This is a genomic window from Gammaproteobacteria bacterium, assembly GCA_013001575.1.
Lineage (GTDB): Bacteria > Pseudomonadota > Gammaproteobacteria > Steroidobacterales > JABDMI01 > JABDMI01.
This window is the reverse complement of record JABDMI010000045.1, coordinates 1-23,873: the sequence shown is the minus strand read 5'-3', so window position 1 is coordinate 23,873 and position 23,873 is coordinate 1. Positions and strand designations below refer to the sequence as shown.

General features: G+C 44.7%; 25 protein-coding genes and 1 pseudogene. 13 read left to right on the top strand and 13 right to left on the bottom strand.

All coding sequences use genetic code 11. The annotated features are described in order from the left end of the window. The first annotated feature begins 86 nt into the window (after nucleotides 1-86). A complete protein-coding gene (locus tag HKN88_04310) occupies nucleotides 87-1,220 on the top strand; it encodes an alginate export family protein (GenBank protein NNC97276.1) in 1,134 nt (377 codons plus the stop codon). A gap of 456 nt (nucleotides 1,221-1,676) precedes the next feature. Here the strand turns inward: HKN88_04310 and HKN88_04305 are convergent, their stop codons facing one another. Next, a complete protein-coding gene (locus HKN88_04305; GenBank protein NNC97275.1) occupies nucleotides 1,677-2,441 on the bottom strand; it encodes an SDR family oxidoreductase in 765 nt (254 codons plus the stop codon). A gap of 142 nt (nucleotides 2,442-2,583) precedes the next feature. Here HKN88_04305 and hisD point away from each other — a divergent pair, with 142 nt between their 5' ends. The 5 genes from hisD (at nucleotide 2,584) to HKN88_04280 (ending at nucleotide 8,177) form a co-directional block, all read left to right on the top strand. Then, nucleotides 2,584-3,876: a histidinol dehydrogenase gene (gene hisD, locus HKN88_04300; protein ID NNC97274.1), complete on the top strand. Its 1,293-nt coding sequence runs from the start codon at nucleotides 2,584-2,586 to the stop codon at nucleotides 3,874-3,876. After that, complete coding sequence (locus HKN88_04295) at nucleotides 3,848-4,921, top strand: LacI family DNA-binding transcriptional regulator (GenBank protein NNC97273.1); 1,074 nt, start codon at nucleotides 3,848-3,850, stop codon at nucleotides 4,919-4,921. Before hisD ends, HKN88_04295 begins: the two co-directional genes overlap by 29 nt. A gap of 9 nt (nucleotides 4,922-4,930) precedes the next feature. Further along, nucleotides 4,931-5,668, top strand: coding sequence for an alpha/beta fold hydrolase (locus HKN88_04290; GenBank protein NNC97272.1), 738 nt, complete (start codon nucleotides 4,931-4,933; stop codon nucleotides 5,666-5,668). Between the two features lie 4 nt (nucleotides 5,669-5,672). Next, the gene (locus HKN88_04285; GenBank protein ID NNC97271.1) at nucleotides 5,673-6,446 is read left to right on the top strand and encodes an aldolase; all 774 of its coding nucleotides are present in this window, start codon (nucleotides 5,673-5,675) and stop codon (nucleotides 6,444-6,446) included. Between the two features lie 72 nt (nucleotides 6,447-6,518). Beyond that, nucleotides 6,519-8,177 carry a sodium/solute symporter gene (locus tag HKN88_04280; GenBank protein ID NNC97270.1) on the top strand — a complete coding sequence of 553 codons (1,659 nt, stop codon included), beginning with the start codon at nucleotides 6,519-6,521 and terminating at the stop codon, nucleotides 8,175-8,177. A 19-nt stretch (nucleotides 8,178-8,196) separates the two neighbouring features. On the opposite strand, the gene HKN88_04275 is transcribed toward HKN88_04280, so the two are convergent. The 4 genes from HKN88_04275 to HKN88_04260 are packed head-to-tail and all read right to left on the bottom strand — an operon-like array spanning nucleotide 8,197 to nucleotide 12,284. After that, nucleotides 8,197-9,258 carry a nuclear transport factor 2 family protein gene (locus HKN88_04275; protein NNC97269.1) on the bottom strand — a complete coding sequence of 354 codons (1,062 nt, stop codon included), beginning with the start codon at nucleotides 9,256-9,258 and terminating at the stop codon, nucleotides 8,197-8,199. A gap of 27 nt (nucleotides 9,259-9,285) precedes the next feature. Continuing rightward, nucleotides 9,286-10,197, bottom strand: coding sequence for an amidohydrolase family protein (locus HKN88_04270; protein NNC97268.1), 912 nt, complete (start codon nucleotides 10,195-10,197; stop codon nucleotides 9,286-9,288). A 10-nt stretch (nucleotides 10,198-10,207) separates the two neighbouring features. Next, a complete protein-coding gene (locus tag HKN88_04265; GenBank protein NNC97267.1) occupies nucleotides 10,208-11,260 on the bottom strand; it encodes a SnoaL-like domain-containing protein in 1,053 nt (350 codons plus the stop codon). A gap of 40 nt (nucleotides 11,261-11,300) precedes the next feature. Next, complete coding sequence (locus HKN88_04260; GenBank protein NNC97266.1) at nucleotides 11,301-12,284, bottom strand: cupin domain-containing protein; 984 nt, start codon at nucleotides 12,282-12,284, stop codon at nucleotides 11,301-11,303. A 414-nt stretch (nucleotides 12,285-12,698) separates the two neighbouring features. Between HKN88_04260 and HKN88_04255 the strand changes: the two genes are divergently transcribed. After that, the gene (locus HKN88_04255) at nucleotides 12,699-15,068 is read left to right on the top strand and encodes a TonB-dependent receptor (GenBank protein ID NNC97265.1); all 2,370 of its coding nucleotides are present in this window, start codon (nucleotides 12,699-12,701) and stop codon (nucleotides 15,066-15,068) included. Nucleotides 15,069-15,150: 82 nt separating this feature from the next. Next, a complete protein-coding gene (locus HKN88_04250; protein NNC97264.1) occupies nucleotides 15,151-16,170 on the top strand; it encodes a prolyl oligopeptidase family serine peptidase in 1,020 nt (339 codons plus the stop codon). Between the two features lies 1 nt (nucleotide 16,171). Here HKN88_04250 and HKN88_04245 read toward each other — a convergent pair whose 3' ends face one another. Then, nucleotides 16,172-17,299, bottom strand: a complete 1,128-nt coding sequence (locus HKN88_04245) for a cobalamin-independent methionine synthase II family protein (protein ID NNC97263.1) — start codon at nucleotides 17,297-17,299, stop codon at nucleotides 16,172-16,174. 84 nt (nucleotides 17,300-17,383) lie between these two features. On the opposite strand from HKN88_04245, the gene HKN88_04240 reads away from it, so the two are divergent. Together HKN88_04240 and HKN88_04235 are read left to right on the top strand one after the other, a co-directional pair. Further along, complete coding sequence (locus HKN88_04240; GenBank protein ID NNC97262.1) at nucleotides 17,384-18,403, top strand: SnoaL-like domain-containing protein; 1,020 nt, start codon at nucleotides 17,384-17,386, stop codon at nucleotides 18,401-18,403. 58 nt (nucleotides 18,404-18,461) lie between these two features. Continuing rightward, the gene (locus HKN88_04235; GenBank protein ID NNC97261.1) at nucleotides 18,462-18,989 is read left to right on the top strand and encodes a SnoaL-like domain-containing protein; all 528 of its coding nucleotides are present in this window, start codon (nucleotides 18,462-18,464) and stop codon (nucleotides 18,987-18,989) included. A gap of 255 nt (nucleotides 18,990-19,244) precedes the next feature. Here HKN88_04235 and HKN88_04230 read toward each other — a convergent pair. The 6 genes and pseudogenes from HKN88_04230 to lexA form a co-directional block, all read right to left on the bottom strand. Next, nucleotides 19,245-19,514, bottom strand: a pseudogene (locus tag HKN88_04230) (hypothetical protein). Between the two features lie 33 nt (nucleotides 19,515-19,547). After that, complete coding sequence (locus tag HKN88_04225) at nucleotides 19,548-19,868, bottom strand: HigA family addiction module antidote protein (GenBank protein NNC97260.1); 321 nt, start codon at nucleotides 19,866-19,868, stop codon at nucleotides 19,548-19,550. Nucleotides 19,869-19,879: 11 nt separating this feature from the next. After that, on the bottom strand, nucleotides 19,880-20,104 hold the full coding sequence (locus HKN88_04220) for a hypothetical protein (protein NNC97259.1): 225 nt from the start codon (nucleotides 20,102-20,104) through the stop codon (nucleotides 19,880-19,882). Then, a complete protein-coding gene (locus HKN88_04215) occupies nucleotides 20,065-20,187 on the bottom strand; it encodes a hypothetical protein (protein NNC97258.1) in 123 nt (40 codons plus the stop codon). The genes HKN88_04220 and HKN88_04215 overlap by 40 nt, the downstream gene beginning before the upstream one ends. An 80-nt stretch (nucleotides 20,188-20,267) precedes the next feature. After that, entirely contained in the window at nucleotides 20,268-21,503 is a 1,236-nt protein-coding gene (locus HKN88_04210) for a DNA polymerase IV (protein ID NNC97257.1), read from the bottom strand. Nucleotides 21,504-21,649: 146 nt separating this feature from the next. After that, nucleotides 21,650-22,288, bottom strand: a complete 639-nt coding sequence (lexA, locus tag HKN88_04205) for a repressor LexA (protein ID NNC97256.1) — start codon at nucleotides 22,286-22,288, stop codon at nucleotides 21,650-21,652. Nucleotides 22,289-22,415: 127 nt separating this feature from the next. On the opposite strand from lexA, the gene HKN88_04200 reads away from it, so the two are divergent. After that, nucleotides 22,416-22,709: a BrnT family toxin gene (locus tag HKN88_04200; protein NNC97255.1), complete on the top strand. Its 294-nt coding sequence runs from the start codon at nucleotides 22,416-22,418 to the stop codon at nucleotides 22,707-22,709. Further along, a complete protein-coding gene (locus tag HKN88_04195) occupies nucleotides 22,702-22,911 on the top strand; it encodes an antitoxin (GenBank protein NNC97254.1) in 210 nt (69 codons plus the stop codon). The genes HKN88_04200 and HKN88_04195 overlap by 8 nt, the downstream gene beginning before the upstream one ends. A gap of 36 nt (nucleotides 22,912-22,947) precedes the next feature. Here HKN88_04195 and HKN88_04190 read toward each other — a convergent pair whose 3' ends face one another. Continuing rightward, entirely contained in the window at nucleotides 22,948-23,253 is a 306-nt protein-coding gene (locus HKN88_04190) for a mitomycin resistance protein (GenBank protein NNC97253.1), read from the bottom strand. Nucleotides 23,254-23,310: 57 nt separating this feature from the next. On the opposite strand from HKN88_04190, the gene HKN88_04185 reads away from it, so the two are divergent. Then, nucleotides 23,311-23,873 (top strand): SDR family oxidoreductase (locus HKN88_04185; GenBank protein ID NNC97252.1); only part of this gene is annotated, 563 nt, incomplete at its 3' end.

The following is a 23,873-nucleotide window of genomic DNA, read 5'->3' as shown; positions in this document are numbered from 1 at the left end:
TCATGAAATTAAAAGCTATCGTGACAAGCAGTCTGGTCAGTCTTAGCCTGCTACCAACTCAAGTAATATTCGCAGAGAGTAGTTCTGTGGCAGAAGCCTTTAAAAACGGTAAAGCCAATACCTTACTACGCTATCGCCTGGAAACTGTTGAACTCGAAGGGTTCGACGAAGAGGCATTGGCCTCAACCTTAAAGGGGCGCTTGAGTTTCAAGACAGATTCTTATAAGAACTGGTCGCTATTTACTGAATATGACACAGTCGTCGCATTAGGTGGGGAACAATACAACAGCGGCATGGGTACCAGTGGCGCGTATCGTGCCATCTATCCGGTGGTTGCTGATCCGGATGGCTCTGAAGTGAATCAAGCTTATCTGGCATATTCTGGCTTTAGTGACACCACCATCAAGGTCGGACGACAACGGATTCTACTCGATAATCAACGTTTTGTCGGCGGGGTCGGTTGGAGACAGAATGAACAGACCTATGACGGTCTTTCCGTGGATACCAAAGTTTCCGGTGTTGGTATGAAGTATGCATACATCACCAATGTTAACCGTATTTTTGGTGAAGATGTAGCGGCCGGTGGTAGTAAATCAAATACGCATTTATTAAATGTTGGTAAGAAGTTTTCAGCAGGCCAATTGACCGGTTACTTTTATGGAATTGACAATGAAGATCAATTAGCCTTTTCAACCAGTACCTTAGGTGTGAAATGGGCGGGCAAAAAATTGTTTGGAAATCCAAATTTTTCTTATGGTCTTGAGTATGCAAGCCAATCGGATGCTGCCGACAGTCCTTTGGATTACACTGCAGATTACTTACGTCTGGATGCTGCTTATAAGTTTAAGCCTGTGAAATTTTATGTCGGTTATGAAGTATTGGGTAGTGATGATGGAGTTGCCGCATTTAGAACACCGCTCGCGACTTTACATGCATTCAACGGATGGGCGGATAAATTCCTGGGTACGCCGAATACCGGTTTAGAAGATGTATTTGTCGGTATCAGTGGTCAAGCAGGACGTTTCAAGTGGAACGCGAAGTATCATGATTTCACCTCAGATGTTAATGGTCTGGATTTTGGCAACGAACTGGATTTTTCGATTGGTACCAAGATCGCTAAAAACTACAATGTCCTCCTAAAATATGCGGACTTCAGTGCAGATGACGATGGAGGCTCTGATGTGAGTAAGCTATGGGTAATGCTGCAGGCGAAATTCTGAGCCTTTAAGTAATAATTAAGTATCAGCATCAACCAACACTAACAAGCCTCTTTGTTGAAAGAGGCTTGTTAGTAATTAGGCTAAAGATTTTAACTGCTCATAATCCCTTGGTCGTAGGTTCGAGTCCTACCGGGCCCACCATTACTTTATACCCCATACATCCTGTTTTAGAGTGTATGGCTTATATTGTTCTACCGTCTTAGATCTTCTGTGTGTGCTGCGGGTGTGTTTTTGTAGATAGATTTCTGCATGAATTAGGCATTGTTTTTTCTCACTCACTCAGAGGCGGCATTTCACATGTTTCTGTCATAGAACTGTTGAACTAGTCAACTTCCATAACACTGACATTCAATTTATTTGATCCTGTCCTATATAAACCCGCCTCTTTATTAGAGTTGAATTCTACAAAGGTCAGTCAGCTTCAATAGATATATTCCATAATTAGTGTTAGTTAATTCACCTAGCCGTCCACCCGCCATCAACTTTCAAACTGGTACCGGTGATCATATTGGCTGCTTCTGAGACTAGGTAAACGACAGCATTGGCAACATCATGCGGTTGTCCGATCTTTTGCATCGGGATCATGCTCATTACAAAATCGTAGAATTCCTTATTTTCCAGCATTGGTTTAACCAGTGGAGTTTCAATGAAAGTCGGGGCGACTGAATTAACCCGAATGTTGTGTGGCGCGAGCTCAACACCCAGTGCTTTGGTAAATCCTTCAATAGCGTGTTTGGTTAAACAATAGATACTGCGTTTGGGAGAACCGATGTGTCCCATTTGCGAACTGATATTAACAATACTGCCGGTTAAGTTCTGTTTCAGCATGTTTTGCACAACGGCACGGGTGATGGTTACTGTGGACCGCACATTCATATTCAGCATGTGATCCAGGGATTCGTCATCTACTTCGTGAATGAGTTGAGGAACATTGGTACCCAGATTGTTGACTAGAATTGTGATCTCTGGATTTTCTGCCAGAAAATCCAGAAAGTCCCGACTGGTCGCATCCATTTGAACGCCGGTCAAATTTTCTCCGGTTTCAGCATGGAGAGTGTCGAGATCTTCTTGGGTACGAGCAACGGCATATACATTTGCTCCACATAAAGCCAGTTGTTTCGCGCATTCGCGCCCTATGCCTTTGCCGGCGCCTGTGACCAGTGCAACCTGATCTTCGAGCAAGTGTGGGTTGAAAATTGGCTTGGATGACTTCGGATTCATAGTAAATTCAAATATTTGATGGATAATTGTTTAGTAATTGCTATTTTATACTAAAAATAACAGGGAGTTACTTATTGCATTCGAAGTCAAAATAATCTAGGATTATTTATTACATTCGTATTATCTTCCATTTGAGGTCATCATGATCAAAAAACTTAAAACCGGAATCAGTCAAGAGCAAGCAGCAAGCGATAATGCCAAAACACAGCAGATCGTTGAAACCATGTTAGCGGATATTGAAAATCGTGGCGATACAGCCGTGCAAGAATATGCTGCAAAGTTTGATGGCTGGGATAAGCCGACCTTTCGATTGACGCGTGAAGAAATTGATGCCTGCTACGATCGACTGGATGAGCAAACCAAAGATGACATCAAGTTCGCCCAGGCGCAGGTCAAGAACTTTGCACAACACCAGAAAGATGCACTCCAGGATATTGAAGTAGAGACTTTACCGGGGGTGATCCTGGGACATAAGAATATTCCGGTGAACAGTGTGGGTTGTTATGTACCTGGTGGCAAATTCCCGATGGTAGCGTCCGCTCACATGAGTGTAGCAACGGCCAAAGTAGCTGGTGTTAAACGCATTATTGCCTGTGCGCCGCCATTTAAAGGCGAGCCGCATCCGGCCATTGTAGTCGCCATGGACATGGCTGGTGCCAATGAAATTTATTGTTTAGGTGGAGTGCAAGCGGTCGGTTCCATGGCCTTGGGTACCGAAACCATTAAACCAGTCGACATGCTGGTTGGTCCGGGTAATGCTTTTGTAGCTGAAGCCAAGCGTCAATTGTATGGTCGTGTTGGTATCGACCTGTTTGCCGGCCCAACCGAAACACTGATAATCGCTGACGACACCGTTGACGGTGAATTGTGTGCAACCGATCTTTTAGGGCAGGCCGAACATGGAATTAATTCTCCTGCAGTACTTTTAACCAATTCCGAGCAATTGGCAAAAGACACCATGGAGCAGGTTGAAGTGCAATTAAAAACCCTTCCTACCGCAGATACCGCCGGCAAATCCTGGGCCGATTACGGACAGGTTATCGTATGTGACACTTACGAAGAGATGCTGGAAGTGGCAGACGAGTTAGCTTATGAACATGTTCAAGTAATGACAAAAGACCCGGACTATTTCCTGGATAACATGACTAACTATGGTGCTTTGTTTCTGGGTCGCGAGACCAATGTCTCTTACGGTGATAAAGTCATTGGCACCAACCATACGCTTCCGACCATGAAAGCAGCGCGTTATACTGGCGGTTTATGGGTCGGTAAATTTATAAAGACCTGTACTTATCAAAAAGTGACTGAAGAAGCCTCTTTGCATGTTGGTGAATACTGTTCGCGTTTATGTGAATTGGAAGGCTTTATGGGACACAAGGCACAAGCAGATATCCGGGTAGAGCGCTATGGAAAAAAATTCAAAAAAACCGCCTAAAAATAAAAAAGCCAAAATCACTAGATTAAAGACTCCAGTTGTTAAATCCGGTAAACGGGCGACGTCTTACGATGTAGCGCATTTGGCCGGTGTGTCGCAGTCGGCAGTCTCGCGATGTTTTAAACCCGGGGCTAGTGTGTCGGCAAAAACCCGGGCCAAAGTTGAAAAGGCAGCTAAAAAACTGGGATATCAACCCAATGCCATAGCGCGTGGCCTGATCACCCGGCGCTCTAACATCGTCGGGGTTATTATCAGTGACCTGACCAACCTGACCTATCCTGAAGTGCTTTCACACTTAAGTCATCAATTTGAAAATAAAAATGTTCGTATCCTGTTGTTTACTTTAAGTCGGCAAAGTGATGTGGATAAGGTGCTTGACCAGATCTGGCAGTATCAACTCGATGGCATTATTGCTGCTGCCCAATTTACTCATGAACAGATCGCTGCTTGTGAAGATCGCGGTATACCTCTGGTTTTTTATAACCGCTTGTATCCTGAAAGCACGATCTCATCGGTGTGTTGTGACCACCAGGAAGGCGAACGTTTATTGGTAGACGGTCTCATAAAAAATGGCAGACGTTCGGTAGTCGTTATGAGTGGCCCAAAAGATTCAGCGGTAAGTACTGCTCGCACTCGCGGTGCGATCAATCAATTGGACAAACATGATGTTAGTTACATAAAAGTCGAAGGTGATTACAGTTATGACACGGCCGTTGAACTGGTTCGCGACATTATGGATTCGGATACCTTTCAACCGGATGCGTTCGTGTGTGCCAATGACAGCATGGCAATAGGTTGTATTGATGTGTTGCGTAATGAATATGATATCCGCATACCGCAACAAATCGCCGTGGTTGGATTTGATGGTGTGAATGCAGCCAGCTGGATCAGTTACGATCTCACTACCGTTGTGCAACCGGTGCAACGCATGGTGGAAGCAGCGGTGAATATGTTGATTGAACGCATTGAAGATCCGGAAATACCTGCTGAAAAAAGGCTTTTTGCCGGCCAGATCAAACTTGGCGCCAGTGCACTACTCGAATAATCGCACGAAGTGAGCGAACAAAACGACAAGCCATCTTTATTACCATTGGTTTTAGTTCCCGGAAGCTTGTGTGATCAAAGATTATTTGCACCACAGATAAACCATTTTTCTAAACAGCGGCCGGTCTATGTGGCTGACGTGACTCAGTCCAATTCAATCTCTTATCTGGCCAGTGATGTTTTAGGCACAATAAAGGGAGCATTTGCACTGGCAGGTTTATCCATGGGTGGAATTATTGCCATGGAAGTGATGCGTCAGGCACCAGAGCGAGTTGACCGTCTTGCCTTACTCAATACCAGTTTTGGCAGTGAGCCAAGCGAAAAACAGAATATTCGTCAACAACAAATGGATCTTGTAAACCGGGATGGAATGACTGGCTTAATAAGCCTGGTTGAGGACTATTATTTTCCAAAGTACCTGGCAAAAAACTGTGCATATGCTGCGGATATTAAAAGGACAGTAATAGACATGGCAAATGATGCCGGGATTGAGGTGTTCAACAAGCAATGGGAAGCTCTTTTGCATCGGATCGATAGTACGGAATCTTTACAAAGAGTGGATGTACCAACCTTGATACTTTGTGGCGAAGAGGACGTTTTATGCAAACCAAAGATCCATCAAAAAATGGCTGAATTGATTCAAGAATCACATTTGGAGATCCTTCCGGATTGTGGGCACTTGAGTACCCTGGAAAAACCCGATATGGTGAATCGCTCCTTACAATTCTGGTTACAGAGAATAAAGTAAAAATATGACTATCAATAACAAACCGAACAATTTTCGTCAGCGACTTTTAAGTAATGAGCTCTTGATCGGAAGTTTTGTCAAAACGCCTAGCATGATGGTGTGCGAGGTTTTGGGGCAAACTGAGCTGGATGCCATATGTCTGGACGCAGAACATGCACCGTTTGATCGAAAAGACATTGATGCCTGTTTATTGGCATTACGAAGCAGCCATAAAACTTCTCTGGTTCGTGTAGCTTCTTCAAGTCCCGAGCATATTTTAAATGCTCTGGACTGTGGTGCCACTGGCGTGGTGGTTCCACATGTTGATAGCATGGAGAAGGCTCAGGCTTGTGTGAAAGCCGCCCGGTATGGAAAAGGTCGCGGCTATGCGGGGTCTACACGTGCGGCGAGATATGGCAAAAACAGCATTCAGGAGAACTTGGAGATCAGTCGTAACGAGTCCTGTGTCATTGCCCAGATCGAAGACCTTGGCGGAGTTGATAATATTGAAGCGATTGCTGCCGTTGATGGCATTGACTGCTTGTTTATCGGTATGATGGATTTGAGTATTGCTTATAGTGCTGCTGGTCCTAAAGAACCACAGGTGATCGCGGCAGCAGAACAGGTTTGTAAAGTCGCCGTCGCTGCAAATCGACGTTTAGGAATCTTTGTGTCGAATAATGACGATATTCCTTTTTGGGTGGAGCGAGGTGTGTCTCTGTTTTTATTACAATCCGATCATGGTTTTATTAAAAAGGGTGCTGCTGCTTTGTTTGCAGATGCAAACAAGCATTTTTAACATACATTTCACACAACACATAAATAAACTCAGAATTAAAAAATAAATAACGAATAAATTCGGGAAAGTCTTATGGCAAATTTTGGTGCGTTGAACTGGTCTATCGTGATCGTATACTTGATCGCGAACCTGACTCTGGGTTGGTATATGAGTCGCAGGGTACATACATCGGACGATTATTACCTGGGTGACCGTTCTGCACCCTGGTGGGCGATCGGTATATCAGTCATGGCGACTTATGTGAGTGCTTTGTCGTTTCTAGGAGGACCCGCCTGGGCTTACGGGGATGGTATGGCCGCTCTAGCCATTCATGTGAATTACGCGCTGGTTATTTTTGTTTGTGTGGTTTTCTTTATACCATTTTTTTACAACAGTGGCGTGGCTTCAATTTATGAGTATTTGGAAAAACGCTTTGGGCCGGCGTCACGTAGTGTAATGTCCATTCTCTTCATGATCTCAATGACTATTGGTGCGGCCTCGATCATGACGGCTACAGCCATTGTAATCACCTTTGTGACGGGCATTGATACCAAAACCGCGATCGTCATGATGACGGCGATTGTTGTGGCGTACACCATGATGGGTGGGATGAACGCTGTTATCTGGACCGATGTTTTGCAGGGTATCATACTGGTTGTAGGTGCGGTGATCGTCTTACTGGCATTGTTGAGTCAGGTTGGGCCATTTACCGAAGCACTTTCATTTCTGGATACGCATGGCAAGTTGAATCCGATCAATATGGATTGGGATATATCTATTCCACCCACGATCTGGGCCGGCGTGATCGCTATGACTTTGTATCACATCACGGTTTATGGCACCAACCAGTTCATGGTACAACGTGCCTTGGCAGCGAAGAATATTGGTGAAGCGAAGAAATCCTATATGGTCATGGGTTTTGTGGCGTTCTTTTTATATTTTATGTTTTTCTTTATCGGCGCTTTGCTGTTTGTTTTTTACAAAGGCGAAGCCTTTGATCAACCGAATGAAATTATCCTGACCTTTGCGAATTATCTAGCGATACCGGGATTGCTTGGCATTATCGGCGCTGCAATTTTATCGGCGTCAATGTCAAGTTTGTCATCAGCATTAAATTCATTGTCTACTGTTTCGGTGTTGGATTTTTATCAAAAATATTTTAATAAAGATGCCGACGAAAAACATTATTTAAGCTCTTCTCGCGTACTCACTGTGTTGTGGGGCTTGATGATTATTCCTATCGCGATCGCGTTCGCCGACAGTAAAGGTTCAATATTGGAGGTGCTTTCCAAAGCTGCCTCATATTTCGTCGGTGCGAAACTGGCTATGTTCGGTATGGGCTTTTTCTCTAAACATACTACCGAACGAGGCTTGCTGATTGGAGTGGCAGCGGGTTTTATTGGGTTAATGTTCTTTGTGCCACTTGATGTATTTAAGCCTATTGTTGACCCGGTTTGGAATGCAATCGGTGTAGATAGACCAACAATTGCCTGGCCATGGTTTGCGGTAATAGGCGGCGCGATCAATATCGCGGTTGCATGGATTGCGAGTGTTGTTTTAGACGGATTTCAAAAAGACTGGCATCCACAAAGTGTGCCAGGTCAGAAGTTGTTATTTAAAGCAGAGGGTAGAGCGGAGAAACAGGACGGCTGGTATGTGGTGCCAGGTAAAGTTGAGCCGGTAGTGTGGAGCCTGCCAGTATTCTTTGTGATTATTATTGCGTTTTTGGCTTGGTTTGGGACTTTGGGGTAAACAGCAATTTGCGATTGACTTAGCTCTGAATAAGGGTTATTGATTCTGTACGATTGAGAATATCCAATCCCTGTTGCAATAGCCAATAAGGAATATCAATCAACACCCAATTCTCAGCCAACTTATCGCCATCACGCCGATAAACATCCACAACGCGCATATCGGCTTTCACATCACTGGCCGGTAAACCCATTAAGCCACCTGTGGGTGTGTTACTCAGGTTCGGCCAGCCAAAAAAGCAGGCGTAGTTGCCTTCGGCAAAGCGACTGACATGGCCATTAAACACCTTATCTTTTAAATTTTCCCTAAAAGGATACTGATGTTGTTCCTGATATCGTGGAATGGTGTAACTTGCACCAATTCCTTCAGGGCCGTACCAGATCATGTCCTTGTGCCAGGTGCGTTCCAGCACTTCAGGCGGACAGCGTCCATCGGGATTGTCGTTTTGTTCAGTGAGATCGGCGATCATGCGATTGAGCAGATTTACAGTATTGACGGCCTCTTGCGGGTCCTGTGCGTCAAATAACAAACCATCATGCGTACGCGGCCCAGGATACATAAATGAGGCTCCAGTCTGTAATGGCAGGGGATTGATGCCTGCTTGGGTCATCACATCAATAATGTCGCAGAAAAAACCGGTTCTTACAATCTTGCCATTACGTACACAATTGAATTCTGCATAGCGTAAAAAACCCATTTTTCTAGTTGCTGGAATACCTAACCAGGGTTTATCGCGTAAACCCAAAAAGTGCCCCATACTCATCACCCATACATCACCTTCCTGATCGGGCGTGATCTCGCCGTCCATGCGACTCAGTTCTTCTGTGGTAACTGTATTAATGCCTGCAATAAAAATATCTTGTCGTCGTTGCAATGGTTCCCATGCTTCATACAAAGGCTTCCATAACTTAGCAGCGACGGCTTCAGCTCCTTGCAAGCGATTAAAGGGGTGCACACCAAAGAACTCATAGTCATCACTTACATACTTTGCAAGGACATCGCCAACAGTTTCTGCCGAGGCGTTTTGCATATCCTGCTGAAAATCGAGCATGAGTTTTTTGCTGTCTTGTAAGTTTTGCATGTTATTGACGACGGTTATTTTTTGGTTTTAGTCTTCTAGCTTATAGAAATTTTTACAGTTATGTTGAAACAGGTTAATTTTTTCAATATCACTTAGCCCCTGACAAAGTTCAAGATAACTCCACCACAGCTTATCGTATGGCCCATAGAGTTTATCGACCGGAAAATTGGAGCCGAACATCACCCGTTCAGTGCCAAACGTCTCAAGCACAGTATCGAAGACTGGTCGCAGGCTTTCTACGCTCCATTCACGATCAAACATGCCAAGTCCAGACAGTTTGCAGTGAACATTAGGTAGTTTTGCGAGCTGTAGCAGACCCTGCTGCCAAATTTTCCAGCCTTGCGAATCACGATACCAGGGGGAACCGGCATGACAAATTACAACTTGTAGATGTTCCAGGTTTTTCAGAATTTGATACATTTTTTTCATTTGATCTGGAATTATTTGTAAGTCAAAACTCAAGTTACGCATGGCTAATTCTTTCAGTCCCTTATGCCACTCAGTATTCGACAATAATGAACTGGTTCCATGTTGCGCGTCTTCTTCCGGGTGACGTCCTATAATCTGTCGAATGCCTTTTAAAGCACTGTGTTCCTGTAGTTGATCAAGGCTTGCATTTCGGTCTTTGTTCTCCAGGTCACAATACGCCACAATTGCATGAGGAAACCCGTGTTCATCAGAACAGTTTTGCAACCAGGCTGTCTCAGCTAATGGGTCATCTGCACCTACCTGAATATGCACACTTTTTTTAACCGGCAGGGCATTAATGTCGGATTGAAAATCCTTGGCCAAATAATTTTTCTGGATAGGGGCCGGATCACCAAAAAAGCGTTTCACGCCTTTTGCATTTAACCAGGGATATTCAACACTAGAGAGATTCCAGAGATGGTGATGGGCATCGTAAATGGTGTATGGAAATTTTGCGTTGTCTTTTTCCATTCTGATTAAGTTAAGCTTGCGACTGAAAGCGGGCGCGATAGATTTGGGTCAGGATGGCTAGCTCATCAAATACCGCCCATTCTTCAATAATTTTTCCATCAACAATATGATAGTGACTTATGCCCATTACCAAAATGGGAGCATTAGTAGGCTCGCCATATAATTTATCACCAGTATGATTTGCACTGAATGTCCAGCGGGCAGCAACATGCACACCTTCTTGTGTGTCTTCAGGGCGTACTCTGTAGGCCTGTTTAGAGACATGATCTACACGACAGCGAGTCTCGGAAAATGTATCAATAAATGCTTGATAAAAGTTCTTAATGTTTTCGGGTCCGATCAGCTCTCGATTTGCCGAACCATGAAATTGAGCACTTTCAGAATAAGCCAGTTCTACTTCATTGAGCGCGCCATGATTCCAAATCTTTTGCAAAATAGCAGTAATGAATTTTTCTTCATTACCAATGGCATCGTCAGGATAGGGCTGTGAATTGGCGGCATCCTTATTGTCAGTTGCGGCAATTCGCTCAAACTCACTTTGCATCCATTCTGAAAAACGCGCTTGTGGTTCGATGCGTGCTAGTTGTTGTGCAATTATCTTGGGATCAAAACCCAGTTGTTCAACAAAAGAATAATTATCTCTAACCAACCACTCTTTGAAAATTTTATTATTCTTTGCCACGCAATGGGCAATCACCTTGAATTCAGCATGATTGCCTGTCGCCTTACCAAGTTCATTATCACCAAGATGGGTCATTTTGGTGTTGATCAAATGCGAGCTGTGAAAACCGTCTTCGGCGTTACCGCTACAGATCACCGCATCGGCATCCAGGGTTCGATCCGGAAACGCAGCCTGTGTTTTATTGGTGTTCTCGATCACTTCATCGGCACCGACAGCCATACCTGACAGCATGTATACAGGGCAGTCTTTCGAATAGTATGCTTCACATAGCTCCGGTTGCTTGCCTTCCCAGATCCAATAGGTGATCTTTAAAATATAATCGATAAAATCATTAAATTCTGGATCAAAACCTTGTAGTTCTGATGAGTTGATATTCGGCATAGATTTGTGATCGTTCTTATGAGCTTTGGTTCTGTGAGTATTAACTAAATTCAGCCGCATCAGGGTTATTGCCACGACGCACAACAATTATATCGGCTAATTTTTCAGTATCGTTAGAATAGCTACGTGACATCCCGATGGGGGCAGAAAACAGGTCGCCGGGATTTAGTTTGAATGCTGTTTCCGGGGTACTTACAGTAAGTGTTCCCGAATGTACAAATACTACTTCTTCTTCGCTTCGTGTGTGACTTGGTATTTTGCCACCGGGTTGGATCTGAAGTCGTCGTACCTGAAAGTTGTGCGGCCAACCCATTTTACCGGCACCAATATTTTCATTGGCGTTGTCAACTCCGATGACTGCATATTCACTGACTTTGTTATTGCCCAGATTGCTTTCGGGCATGCCTTGAAGTTCATTCTCAAATAGCACACAGTTAAGAAAATCCTTTTTTGTTAACGTGGCGAATTGTTCAAGATCATCGTCGGATGTGGGCGTTGCAATCAAGCCGTCAGCAGGAATTTTATCACCGGCAGCGGTATCAATTAGACGACCATCTTCCAGTAAGACCAACCCATGACCGGCAGCTGCTTTAAATACATATGGCGCCCAAATTACATTTCCAGCGGTACCATCATCGCTTTGTCCAAGCACCGAGAATAAAAAACTATCGTCCGGGCCAACATTCTCAAAACCACGAAAGACCTGGGTAGGAATGGAAATGGTGTCGCCAGCTTTTAAAATAACCTCGCCATCAGAGCCGTCATGACCCCAAGTAAATTTCCACTCGCCTTTATGCACAAAAAAAACTTCTTCGGTGTCGTGACTGTGGTGTGAGTTTTTACAACCGTGTGGCTGACGTGCTCCGCCAATATCAAATCCATGAGGGATATTTATATGTACTACTTGTCCTGGGTTCTCGGCCACACCGCCACCAATCAAACAAAAATTTTCTTTTTTGTCGCTCCCCGGTGTACGCGCGTCTATGAAAGCAGTCTTGCATGGTATTAATTCATCAAAACGCAAGATAAGATCATTTATTGAATAGAGCGTAGTTTGTTTGGCTCGCATGTGGTCCCGTTTTTTATGAATGGCGGTGGCTTAATTAGCCTACATATCTTAATGTACTTCGAATGCAAATTGCAATTAATTTTTCATCAAGTTGTGACAGAATTTCACAAAAATAGAGATAAAAGAGGCGTTTTTCTGTCAATTGGTTAAATTATATGGTGGATTTATTACGCTAATTAGCAATAAATTGATGTCGAAGTTGTTGGAAAATCCTATTGTAAAGTCATTAAAATATAATAAAAACAATAAGATAAATATTTTGTTTATTATCGGAGCAGATTAAATTTGACTATAAATTGCATACGGAGTACAAATAGCGCTTAGATATTTCGTAATAACATGCATTAAATCTATTCTTTGGGAGCTAAAATGAAACTAATTTCGATAAAAAAGTCTCTAGTTAAAGCCACTGTTATCAGTGCAATGGCAGGAGTCACATTTACTAGCGTTTATGCCGGCGAGCTTGAAGAAGTTATTGTGACGGCAACTAAACGTGCAGAAAGTGTGCAAGATATTTCCACAGCTGTGACGGCTGTTAATACTGAAGCCCTCGAAATGGGCGGGATCGTCGACCCGAAACGTCTGGGTCTGATCGTGCCGGGTTTACAAGTTGGTTACTCTGGCGGTGAAGCTCGTTTTGCAATACGGGGCTCACGTACGAACTCGGTTGGTCCTGGCTTTGAACAGGTTGTTGGTGTGTTTGAAGACGGAATTTACCAAAATACGACTTCTTCAGCTTTATCGAGCTACCTGGATGTAAATCGAGTTGAAGTATTGCGTGGACCACAGGGTACCCTATATGGTCGTAATACATTTGCTGGTGCGATTAACATTCATAACAACGAGCCTAATACCGATGAAGTTGAAGGACACATTAAATTCCAATACGGTGATTACAGTGAAACTCGCATAGAAGGTGTGGTAAATCTTCCTGTTTCGGATACCTTTGCTGTCAGAGTTGCCGCTTTAACCGATACGCATGATGGTTATATTGAAAATACTTTCTCTCCTGGCACAGAAGATGACCTGCATGACAAGGACTCCCAGTTGTGGAGAGTCACTGCAAAATGGGATGCGACCGATAAGTTATCTGCGACCTTGCGTATTTCCGGGTCTGATGATGAGTCCAATGGTTCGGCAATTTGGGGTTATAGACAAATTGGTTGTTATCGTAACGATGGTGACGCTACTACGGCTTCAGGTAATGCAGCTGTAGCAACTTTTGTGAATCAACATTGTTATCAGCCAGGAACAAATAATAGTCCAAGCAATCTGCCAATTGATCCTAATGATCCCAACGCGCCGGCGAGACCAGGAATTGTAGCTACACAACAGGATGCGGGACCTTACTCAATTTCTAGAAATACACCATCAGCTTTGAATTCAGAGTCTTCTGCAATCAATTTACAATTTGACTATGACATGGATTGGGCGACTTTGAAATTTATAGGAGCACAGAGTAATTTCAAAAACCTGCAATACTACGATACTGATTACAGTGATGGCAGTTTTCAGGGTTCGGATAACCTGAACAATGGATTTGGTGGCTATGATCAAGATGAAGATACAACATCACTTGAAGTCCAACTCGCATCAAATGGCGAAGGTATGCATGACTGGGTAGCTGGCATTTATTCATTTACTTCAGAAAATGATTGGGGCTTTGGTTTCTTAAGCAATGGCGCTTATGTTCCTTATGGTTCCAACCGAGATACCTTCGACGCCGATGCACTTGCGGTGTTTGGAGAAGGAAGTTATTCGATCAGTGACCGCACACGTATTATTGCCGGATTACGCTGGAATGAAGATACAAGAACCCGTCAAGGCGCAAGTAGCGATAACAAATGGACTAAAACCACTTATAAAGCGGGTTTCGAGTATGATCGTAATGAAGACAGTATGCTGTATGGTACAGTCTCCACAGGTTACCGTGTAGGTGGTATTAACGGTAGCGGGGTTGTTGCTGCAGGTGCTCCGGAGATCTACGATCCGGAAAGTGTGACAGCGTTTGAATTAGGATATAAAACAATCTTAATGGATAATCAGTTAAAGCTTAATACGTCACTTTACTACAACGATTACACAGACATGCACGCTCAATCATTTGTAACTGCCTGTGTAGATCCAAACGATCTGACAACTTGTATTGCTTCCGAGTTTGTAGAAAATGGTGGTGAAGTTGAAGCCTCAGGTCTGGAAGTTGAATTCAGCTACAGACCAGACTCTCCATTCTTTGCTGATGGCACAGTTGCGTTCCAGAGCTCGGAATTTGGTACATACAACGTAAGAAGACAAGATGGTTTGGGTAATATTGAAGGCAGACAAGATGTAACTGCAGCGTTTGTTGAAGCACCCGACCTTTCATTTAAAGGCTGGACGCCTGCGCTAAACCCCGAGTTTTCAATGTCTTTACAATTAGGTTATGACATTGACATGGGTAACCGAGGTACTTTAACGCCGATGCTGCAAACTTCTTATACTGGAGAATACTGGGGCTTTGATGCAAATGTGCCTGGTTCAGAGCAAGATGCATTCACTAAATCAGATATTCGTCTAATGTGGTCTAGCCCGAGTGATAAACATGCTCTGGAAGCATTCGTTATGAATCTTGAAGACGAAGCTGTAATGACCCGTGCAATTGTATTTAACGTCGGTCAATCGGCAGTTCCTACCTCATCAATTCAAGCGAACTTTTCTGATCCACGGTTGTGGGGACTGAGTTATAAATATAAATTCTAATTTTGAGTTAGATGTTTAAGTAGTACAATTAAAGCCTCCCATGCGGAGGCTTTTTTTATCCTGTTGATCGAAAAGGGTTTTTATGGAAAAAATATTTTTTTTGTTAATCTTATTTTTTACATTCGCTTGCGTTTCAACTAGTCCTGAATCTGGCTTGGTAGAAAAAGTTAGTATTGAGGCTTTACAAAATGAAACATTTAACGCTGAGTTTAAATTAGAAAAAGAGTTATTAACAACGGATAGCTACAAATCGTCTTTAGTGAGTTATTCATCAGATGGGTTAAAAGTTTTTGCTTTGATAAATAAACCCGTTACTGTAGCGCCAGAAAAAGGATATCCAGTATTAATATTCGGTCATGGTTTTCACCCGACCCCGAAAGAATATGGCGTAAGTAGCAGTACCGGGAAAGACTGGCGGCCTGGTGATTATTATCGCGGTATTCCAGAGACCTTTGCGCGCAACGGCTATCTGGTAGTAACGCCAGATTATCGCGGTCACAATGCGTCTGAAGGGTTCGATTTCACCAAAAAGAGTTTTTTAGCGTCCAGTTTCTATGCGCGTGATGTTCTGAGTTTGATATCAGGTTTAAATTCGTTGCCTGATGCAGATATGGATAATATATTTTTTATGGGGCACTCAATGGGAGGGGATGTTGGACTGAAAGTATTGTTGGCGAATGATCAAATTAATGCTGCCAGCTTATGGGCTCCTATGGTTTCGAGTACTTATCAACAAGCACTTTATTATGGCAAATACTATGATCAGGAAAATGACAAAGTTGATGTGGATGTAATGCAAAGTTATCTTGACAAGATTGAGGAAATATATACATCACTTCCTATGCCTGTAAAGTATGCCGATGTTGACCCGATCGAACATATAAACGAATTATCCACACCGGTCATTATTCACCACGCACGTAACGAGACTGCAGTTCCCTATATTTGGTCTGAAAGCCTGGTGGCCAAATTGCATCAACTGAACAAGGAGTATGAGCTTTATACTTATGATTCAGCGAATCACCTTTTCAAAGACGAAAACTTGAAATTGGCTTTCGAAAGAGATCTGGCATTTTTTAAAAAATATCAAGCCCAATACTAAGTCAACTCACCAAAGCTGCACCTTCTGAGAGACTTTTTAATTTTGCGTAGGCAATATCCGGAGCAATTGCCCCAAAGCCTGCAAAAGTACCAAAGCCACAATCAGAACCGGCTATGACCCGTTCCATTCCGACGATATTTGTAAATTTTCGTATGCGCTGAGCTACCAGTTCCGGATGTTCAACAAAGTTAGTGGTGCTGTCGATCACGCCGGGAACCAGGATTTTGGTATCAGGGATGTCTTTCTTGCGTTCTTGAAATACAGTCCATTCGTGCGCGTGACGAGGGTTTGAGGTTTCAAATAATATTTGATGCGCATCTACTTTCATCAAGGTATCAAACATTTTTTTCATCGGGATGTCGCACACATGCGGCCCTTCATAATTTCCCCAGCAAATGTGCACACGCACTTTCGACGGATCAATATTGCGAATGGCATGATTCAGAACATCAACGTGTTGGCTGGCAATTTGTATAAACTCATCGTCGCTTATGTCGGTGAATAGCATATGGCGTGATAATGCAAGATCCGGACAATCCAGTTGCAAGTGTAGTCCTGCGCTAACAATTGCCTCATACTCGGCTTGCATAACCTCGCCAAGTACTTCCAGATATTTTTCACGGCTTGAATAGAAGTCGTTTTGTAAAAACAGGGAAATTACTCCAGGTGAAGCAGCATTCATAAAGCCCTGTCTTGCGTTTTGATTTTTAATCGCTGTGATTAAGTTATTGATGTCATTGTCGAGATCTTTACAGTCTTTTGGCTTGATTTCCGAAGTGCACATGGGTCTTGCATATTGTGGAGTGCCACCAGACTTGGCCAGTCGGTCTAAAAAATCGGGAAACATTTTCAGATCATTTGGAGCATTGCGCGGACTGTCACCTGAAAATCCGGTGTAACGGTCTTTCACATAAGTTGCATACGAGATCTTTGAAGTTTCACCATCTGAAACAATATCAATTCCGGCATCCATTTGTTTGGCAACCACCGTGCCGACATGTTTTGACATGGTCTGATCATATTCGGCCTGGTCAAATGTTTGTTGATTTTCTTTAGCAAAAATGAAGTCAACCACATCTTGTGAGCGGGGCAAAGAGCCGACATGGGTAGTTAATATTCTTTTTGTCATTGGATGTCCTAAGTGCTCATTTAAATTGGTTTTCATATTATAATGACTGCGAATGCAAAGTGCAGAAAAAAACGAAAACAACCAATGAATACTGAAACTAACAGGGCGCTTGTCCAGACACTCAGAAAGTCACAATACAATTTTGATCTTGATAATGTTTATAAGTTTTTGAGAGAGCTCTTTATTCCCGAGGCTGTGATTAATTTGTCTTTTCCATTTGAAACACTGCGAGGTGTGGACGAGTTTTTTACTAAAGCCTTAAAGCCTTTGCATCAGGCTATCCCGGATCTGGAACGTCGCGATACAATTGTGATGTCAGGCCCGGCAACAAATGGTAGTGACTGGGTTGGTTGTTGTGGATATTTTACCGGTACATTCTCAAGCCCGTGGCTTGACATCCCGCATACTGGTCATCAAGTCTCAATGCGCTTTCATGAATTTTATCGTATTGAAAATAATCGCATTGTCGAAATGCAAGCGCTTTGGGATATCCCAGAGTTAATGATGCAAGCAAATGCCTGGCCAATGAGTCCAAGTTTAGGGCGAGAGTGGCACGTACCCGGGCCGGCCACTCAGGATGGCCTTATGTCGGGACCACGCGACGAAGCTCGCTCTGCAGAAAGCCAACGAATTGTGCATGACATGTGTGATGCTTTGGGTAATCATGCAACAGGTGGTGTGGATGCTATGGGCTTGCCCGATTATTGGCATCCAAAATGTAGTTGGTATGGTCCGTCCGGAATAGGTACTGCCCGCGGAATTGCCGGATTTCGTAACTGGCATCAAATCCCGTTTTTAAACGCCTTGCCTGATCGAGTAGGTGATGCCGGAAAGGGCAACTTGTTTGCCGATGGGGATTACGTTGCCTTTACAGCTTGGCCTGGGATGTATATGACGGTGTCAGGCGATGGCTGGTTAGGGATTGCGCCGTCAGACAAAAAGATCTCAATGCGAAGTCTGGATTTTTGGCGAGTTGAGAAAAGCCTGATAAGAGAAAACTGGGTGTTGATCGATCTATTGCATGTTTATCATCAATTGGGCGTGGATGTACTGGGGCGTATGCGTGAATTCAATAAAGCCAAAACTGGTGAACTGTCTCCCTGAAAAACTATTTCTTTGTCTCTCCAATTCAAACTCTAATATATCAACTTGTGGAATTTTTATGAAAGGCTCACGACCAGAACAAGCGGTATTAACGAAAAATAATGACCTCGGAAAAACTGAAGAAACAATAAAAACCATAGATGCCATGGTCGATGGGTTAAATGATCATGATATTGAAAATATGGATCGTTTTTTTACCCAAGACTTTCGCTGGATGGGTAACACCGGTTGTGGTTATAAACAGGGTTTAAAAGAATTTCAGGATAACTGGCAAAAACCTTTTCAGGCAGCATTCTCCGATAAAGTCTGTATTGACGAAGCCCGTATCACCCAAGGCGAGTGGTGTGCTGCGTTTGGTCGTCAGGAAGCCCTACATTCTGGTGAGTTTATGGGTATTGCACCAACTAACAAACGCGTGGAAATTCGCTATATGGATTTCTGGAAAGTTGTTGATGGCAAGATCGTAGATAACTGGGTGAATGTGGATTTTCCATATGTTCTCAAACAACTGGGCGTGGATGTTTTTAATGGTGAGGGTTGGGAAAAATTTGATACCGGAAGTATGCAGGTCAGAAATGGAAGTTAAGCTTAAATGCTAAATTATATGAAGGGAATTAAATTCATTAATTGAGTAGTGAATCGCCACCATTTTCCTAGACATCTATCCCACCATTTTAAATCTTGCGAACCTGAAAACTCTCTACACCTAGATCAGCCGCGGCCAGCGTTCGTGCACGGCGTCTTCAAAGTTGGGTTCGATGGTCACTACATAAACCCGCAGGATGTGCTGGTCGCGAACCAGTAAGCCCTGTATGTACAGTCCGTTGGTGACATCAAACCAGTGGCTCTTGTTCATGTGATCTTTTTCCATAAACGCGAGTACCTGTATTTTGACCGGACGGGGGTTGTATTTGTCCCAGGTGCCGGCCAGCACCGATTCGTGTCGGGCCCAGCCACCGAGTGGCAAGCGTCCACTTTGTTGGCGGCGGCGACCCCAGGCGATGGGTTCGACACTGCCGTCGCGTTTCAGGATCGGAAGACGTGCGCGCGGGTTGGGGAAAAAGGTTCTGACCTCTTTACCGTCAATTTGATAAAGCACTCCACCGCACATGATTGTTTTCCGGATTTCTTTGCGATGTACGCATTAAGCGGCATTCAGGCGCAGCGGCTTGATGGATTTTATTTCTTTGGCCTTCTTGCCATGAAAGGCTTCCCACAAATCGGTCATCTTTTGCAGGTTGATCCAGAATTCGGCGCTATTGCCGAAATATTTCGATAAACGCAACGCCATATCAGCACTTAGGCTACGGCGATTATTAACCAGTTCATTGATTGTGCGACGACTCACTTTAATATCCTGCGCAAGCTTGCCTTGAGTGATCTCAAGTTCCAGCAAGAATTCCTGCTCCAGAATCTCACCAACCGTTGTCGGTTTTCTTTTTGATGTGTATACGTTCATTTTCATTCCTCTGGATACTAGCGATATACGTGAGAATCCAAGTAAATATTATGTGCTTTGCCATTCGCTTCATTCCATTTAAAGATGAGGCGATATTGCCGATTAATGCGAATTGAACACTTGTCAGAAAGCTTTCCACGCAGATGTTCAAAACGGTTCGACGGTGGCGAAATAAGATCAGAGACGGATTCGGCAGCAGCGATCACATCGAGTTTTCGCCGAGTTTCCACGCCAGAGTTGATTCAAGGGTTTTCGGGATACGGCGATGCCGTTTCCCGTCCACATAGAAATCTTGCAACCAGGTGTCCCTGAAGCTTTGTATCATTTCACTAAGTCCGTTTAATTGTAACTATATACGTTACAAGGTGTCAACACGTTCGGGTCCGTGAACGCGCTAAATATCTTTTAAGCCGACGCCAAAGCCCTTGCAGTCTGGATGGTCTCGCGGTGCCCGAAAGGTTTCCAGGCGGGCGAGATAACATTAGGCATACTCGAGCGATTGAGTAGCGGAGCCGGACACAGACTGAATTCGCCATAGCGGTTGTTGATCTTGTCCATGACCTCATCGGTCTTGGCATCCAGTTTTTTTTCACACGTGGTATCCAGGAACATGTCGGTTTGCCCGGTGATCGGCTCCGGATCCAGAGCCGTGACCTGTACTTGCCAGATGCCTTCGCCGTTCCAGCGGCAGGCCAAAAAGGCTTTGCACAAATTGAGCAGGGTTTTTCCATTCTGGGTGGGCTCGGTGAAGTAGTGTTCTTTGATCCAGCCGTCGGCGGTGCGCATGCTGATAGTGAAATTCTGGGCGCGTAACTGGTGGCGTCTTAAGCGCGTACCAACCTTGTGGCACATATGAATTAAAAAGATCTGCAGCGTGGTTTCGTCGGTGGTGTTTGGTGGTACGACCTTACCGTGTCCGATGCTTTTGGGTTCGGGGATCTCTTGCACCAGTTCGTCCGGGTCCTGACCCTGACAAGCCAGCCACATGCGGCGTCCGATGTTGCCCCAGCGACTGCTCATTTCACTGATCGGCAGTTTGGCCATGTCGCCGCAAGTAAAAATGTTGCGGGCGTTTAAATGCCGTTCGATACCGCGTGCAATTCCGCAAATCGCTGTGACCGGTGCATCGGCCAGGGCCTTGGCCGCGTCTTCCGGTTTAATGATGGTCGCGCCATTGGGCTTTTGCAGTTTGGCGGCAAACTTGGCGGTGGTCTTGTCACCGCTCACACCCACCGAACACAACAGACCCGAGACTTCAAATACAGTACGCTTGATCAGTTTGGCCAGTTCCCTGGGCGATTGGTACAAACGCTGGCAATGCGTGAGATCCAGAAAGGCTTCGTCTACCGAAAAAATTTCGATGTCGGGGGTGATGTTCTTTAGGGCCGCCATAATTTTTGCCGAGATCGCCGCATAGCGTTGCGGACGCGCCGGACGTTGCACAAAGTCGGGGGCAAGTTTTAAAGCGTCTTTAACCCGCATGCCGGTTTTAATGCCTTGCATGCGTGCTTCGTAACTGCAGGTGATCACACACGTGCCGAGCTTGCCATTGGTGACCCCAACCGGGCGCCCGCGTAACTCCGGAAAATCCAGTTGTTCGATGGAAGCAAAAAATGCATTCATGTCGACCAGTGCGATCATGCGGTCCCAACGGTTGTTGGCGTTTTGATGCGAAGGGCGGTCGGAACGACGTTGTTGTAATGGATTGGCCATGATAATTCTTCTTTAAGGTTTAATGTGCGAGCGAATTTTTTATCAAATCATTTAATCTTTACGTTAACCAGCGCTTACTTCAGCCAGCGCGGGGCCTGGTAACTTCGGAACGAGGCTTTCAAAATGCCTTGTATCTGCACGCGGTCGCCGGAGTAGGTTTGCACTTGCATCTCGCTGTTGGCCGGATGCAATTCCACCATGCCGCCGCCTTTGCGATAAAAGGTTTTTAAGGTGGCCTCTTCGTGATCAACCAGGGCACACACAATGTCGCCGTTGTCGGCGGTGTTGGCATGTTCCAGAATGGCGGTGTCGCCGGGCATGATGCCGAGCTCGATCATGGATTCGCCATCCACGTACAAGGCAAAACGCTTGGGTCCGAACAAATACTCGGAAAAATCGATGGTCTCGTGTTGCGAAATGGCCTCGATGGGCAGACCGGCGGCGACTTTGCCGAGGAAAGGCATGGCATAGGGATTGTCGTCTTCCGGTACTTCGTCGTGGGGCAAAGCCAGGTTTCGCCAGCCTTTGCCGCTGCGAACCAGCGCCCCGGCCTCGATCAATTGCGATAAATAACGGTGTACGGTACCGGTGGATTGCATATCGCAGCCTTGGGCAATCTCGGCGACTGTAGGACTTTCCTGTTGATTTTCAATATGTTGCGTAACATAGGCCAGGATTTTGCGGGCGGTTTTGGTCAGGTGCGGCTCATTCATAAAATATTCTCCAAACGTTCTACACAGTATGAGAACATTTAGAGAATATTTCAAGAGGAATTTCAGAAATATTTTATGTATTGTATAAAAACTACAATGTAGTTACAATTTGTTAAAGGAGAAATTCATGGATGAATTTACTTTTGAGTGGGACGCAACAAAGAATTTGGTCAATATGCGAAAGCATGGAGTTTCATTTGAGGAGGCACGTACGGTTTTTTTTGATGAGTTGGGTCAGGTGGTCAGGGATCCTGATCACTCGATTGGGGAAGAGCGTTTTGTGCTTCTTGGTATAAGCGAATTATTTCGTTTAATCGTGGTTTGTTTTTGTGAGCGGAATAAAAATACCATTCGTATTATTTCGGCAAGAAAAGACAATAGATTTGAACGTAAACACTATGAGGATAATCACCATGCGTGAAAATTACGATTTTTCAAAATCCATAAAAAATCCTTACGCCAAACGTTTGAAAAAACAAATTACGATTCGTTTGGATGTAGACACTATCGGTTATTTCAAACAGCTGGCCGAAGAAAAAGGCATTGCTTACCAAAGTCTGATCAACCTGTATTTACGTGATTGTGCATTGAATAAAAAAGATCTGGAACTGAAGTGGTCTTGAATAAGCGAAAAACAGTTTAATTGCCACTGTAGGAATTTAAGCTGCCGGTGCCCCTTCATCAGTGTGCGAAAGTGCCTTTTTCCGCTCTCCGGTAAAGTGCCACCAGGGCAGAGCTTTGCCACCTTCCATGAAGTGGACGATCGAGATAAACACATCGATCATGCAAACGTCGTGTTTGATTTGAGTCAATTCGCACAATCTGGCGTGCATTACATACGGGTTTTGTCCGATGAGTTGTTTGGGATGCGTAATACCGAGCACGTGCAGATCACCTGCGGTGGCTTTGCCAACGTTGGGCAAGTCGGTGAGTTTGCTGACGGTTGCGCGGTTAGGGCTTTTCATGCGCGTATTTTACTTATAATAAGAACTGTTGATACATAAATTCAAACCGGACTCGTCATGCTCTCCCTGAAAAACAAAACCATCCTCATCACCGGCGCTTCACGGGGTATTGGTGCTGCCGCCGCCAAAGTGTGTACCGACGCCGGTGCCAAGGTCATTCCGCACGCCAGTCGCGAAAGTGAAAACACCAACAGCGATTTTATTTACGAAGACTTAAGCCAAGCGGGAGCCGGGCAACGATTATTCGACAAGGCCTTAGCGGTCAATGGAAAAATTGACGGCGTGGTGAATAATGCCGGGGTGTTCCTGTCTTCGCCCTTGAGTATGGACAAGTCTGATGAATGGGATTCCGGTTGGGAAACCATCATGGCGGTGAATGTGCAGGCCCCAGCCGATATTTGTCGGGCGGCGATTCATCATTACCGTCAACAGGGCGGGGGCAACATCGTGAACATCGCCAGTCGCGCCGGGCATCGTGGCGACGGTCCGGAGAATGCCGCGTATGCCGCCTCCAAAGGCGCTTTACTCGCGATGACCAAATCCTGGGCGCGGGGTATTTCGCATGAAAACATCTATTTGTATTCCATTGCCCCCGGTTGGGTGGAAACGCGTATGGCACC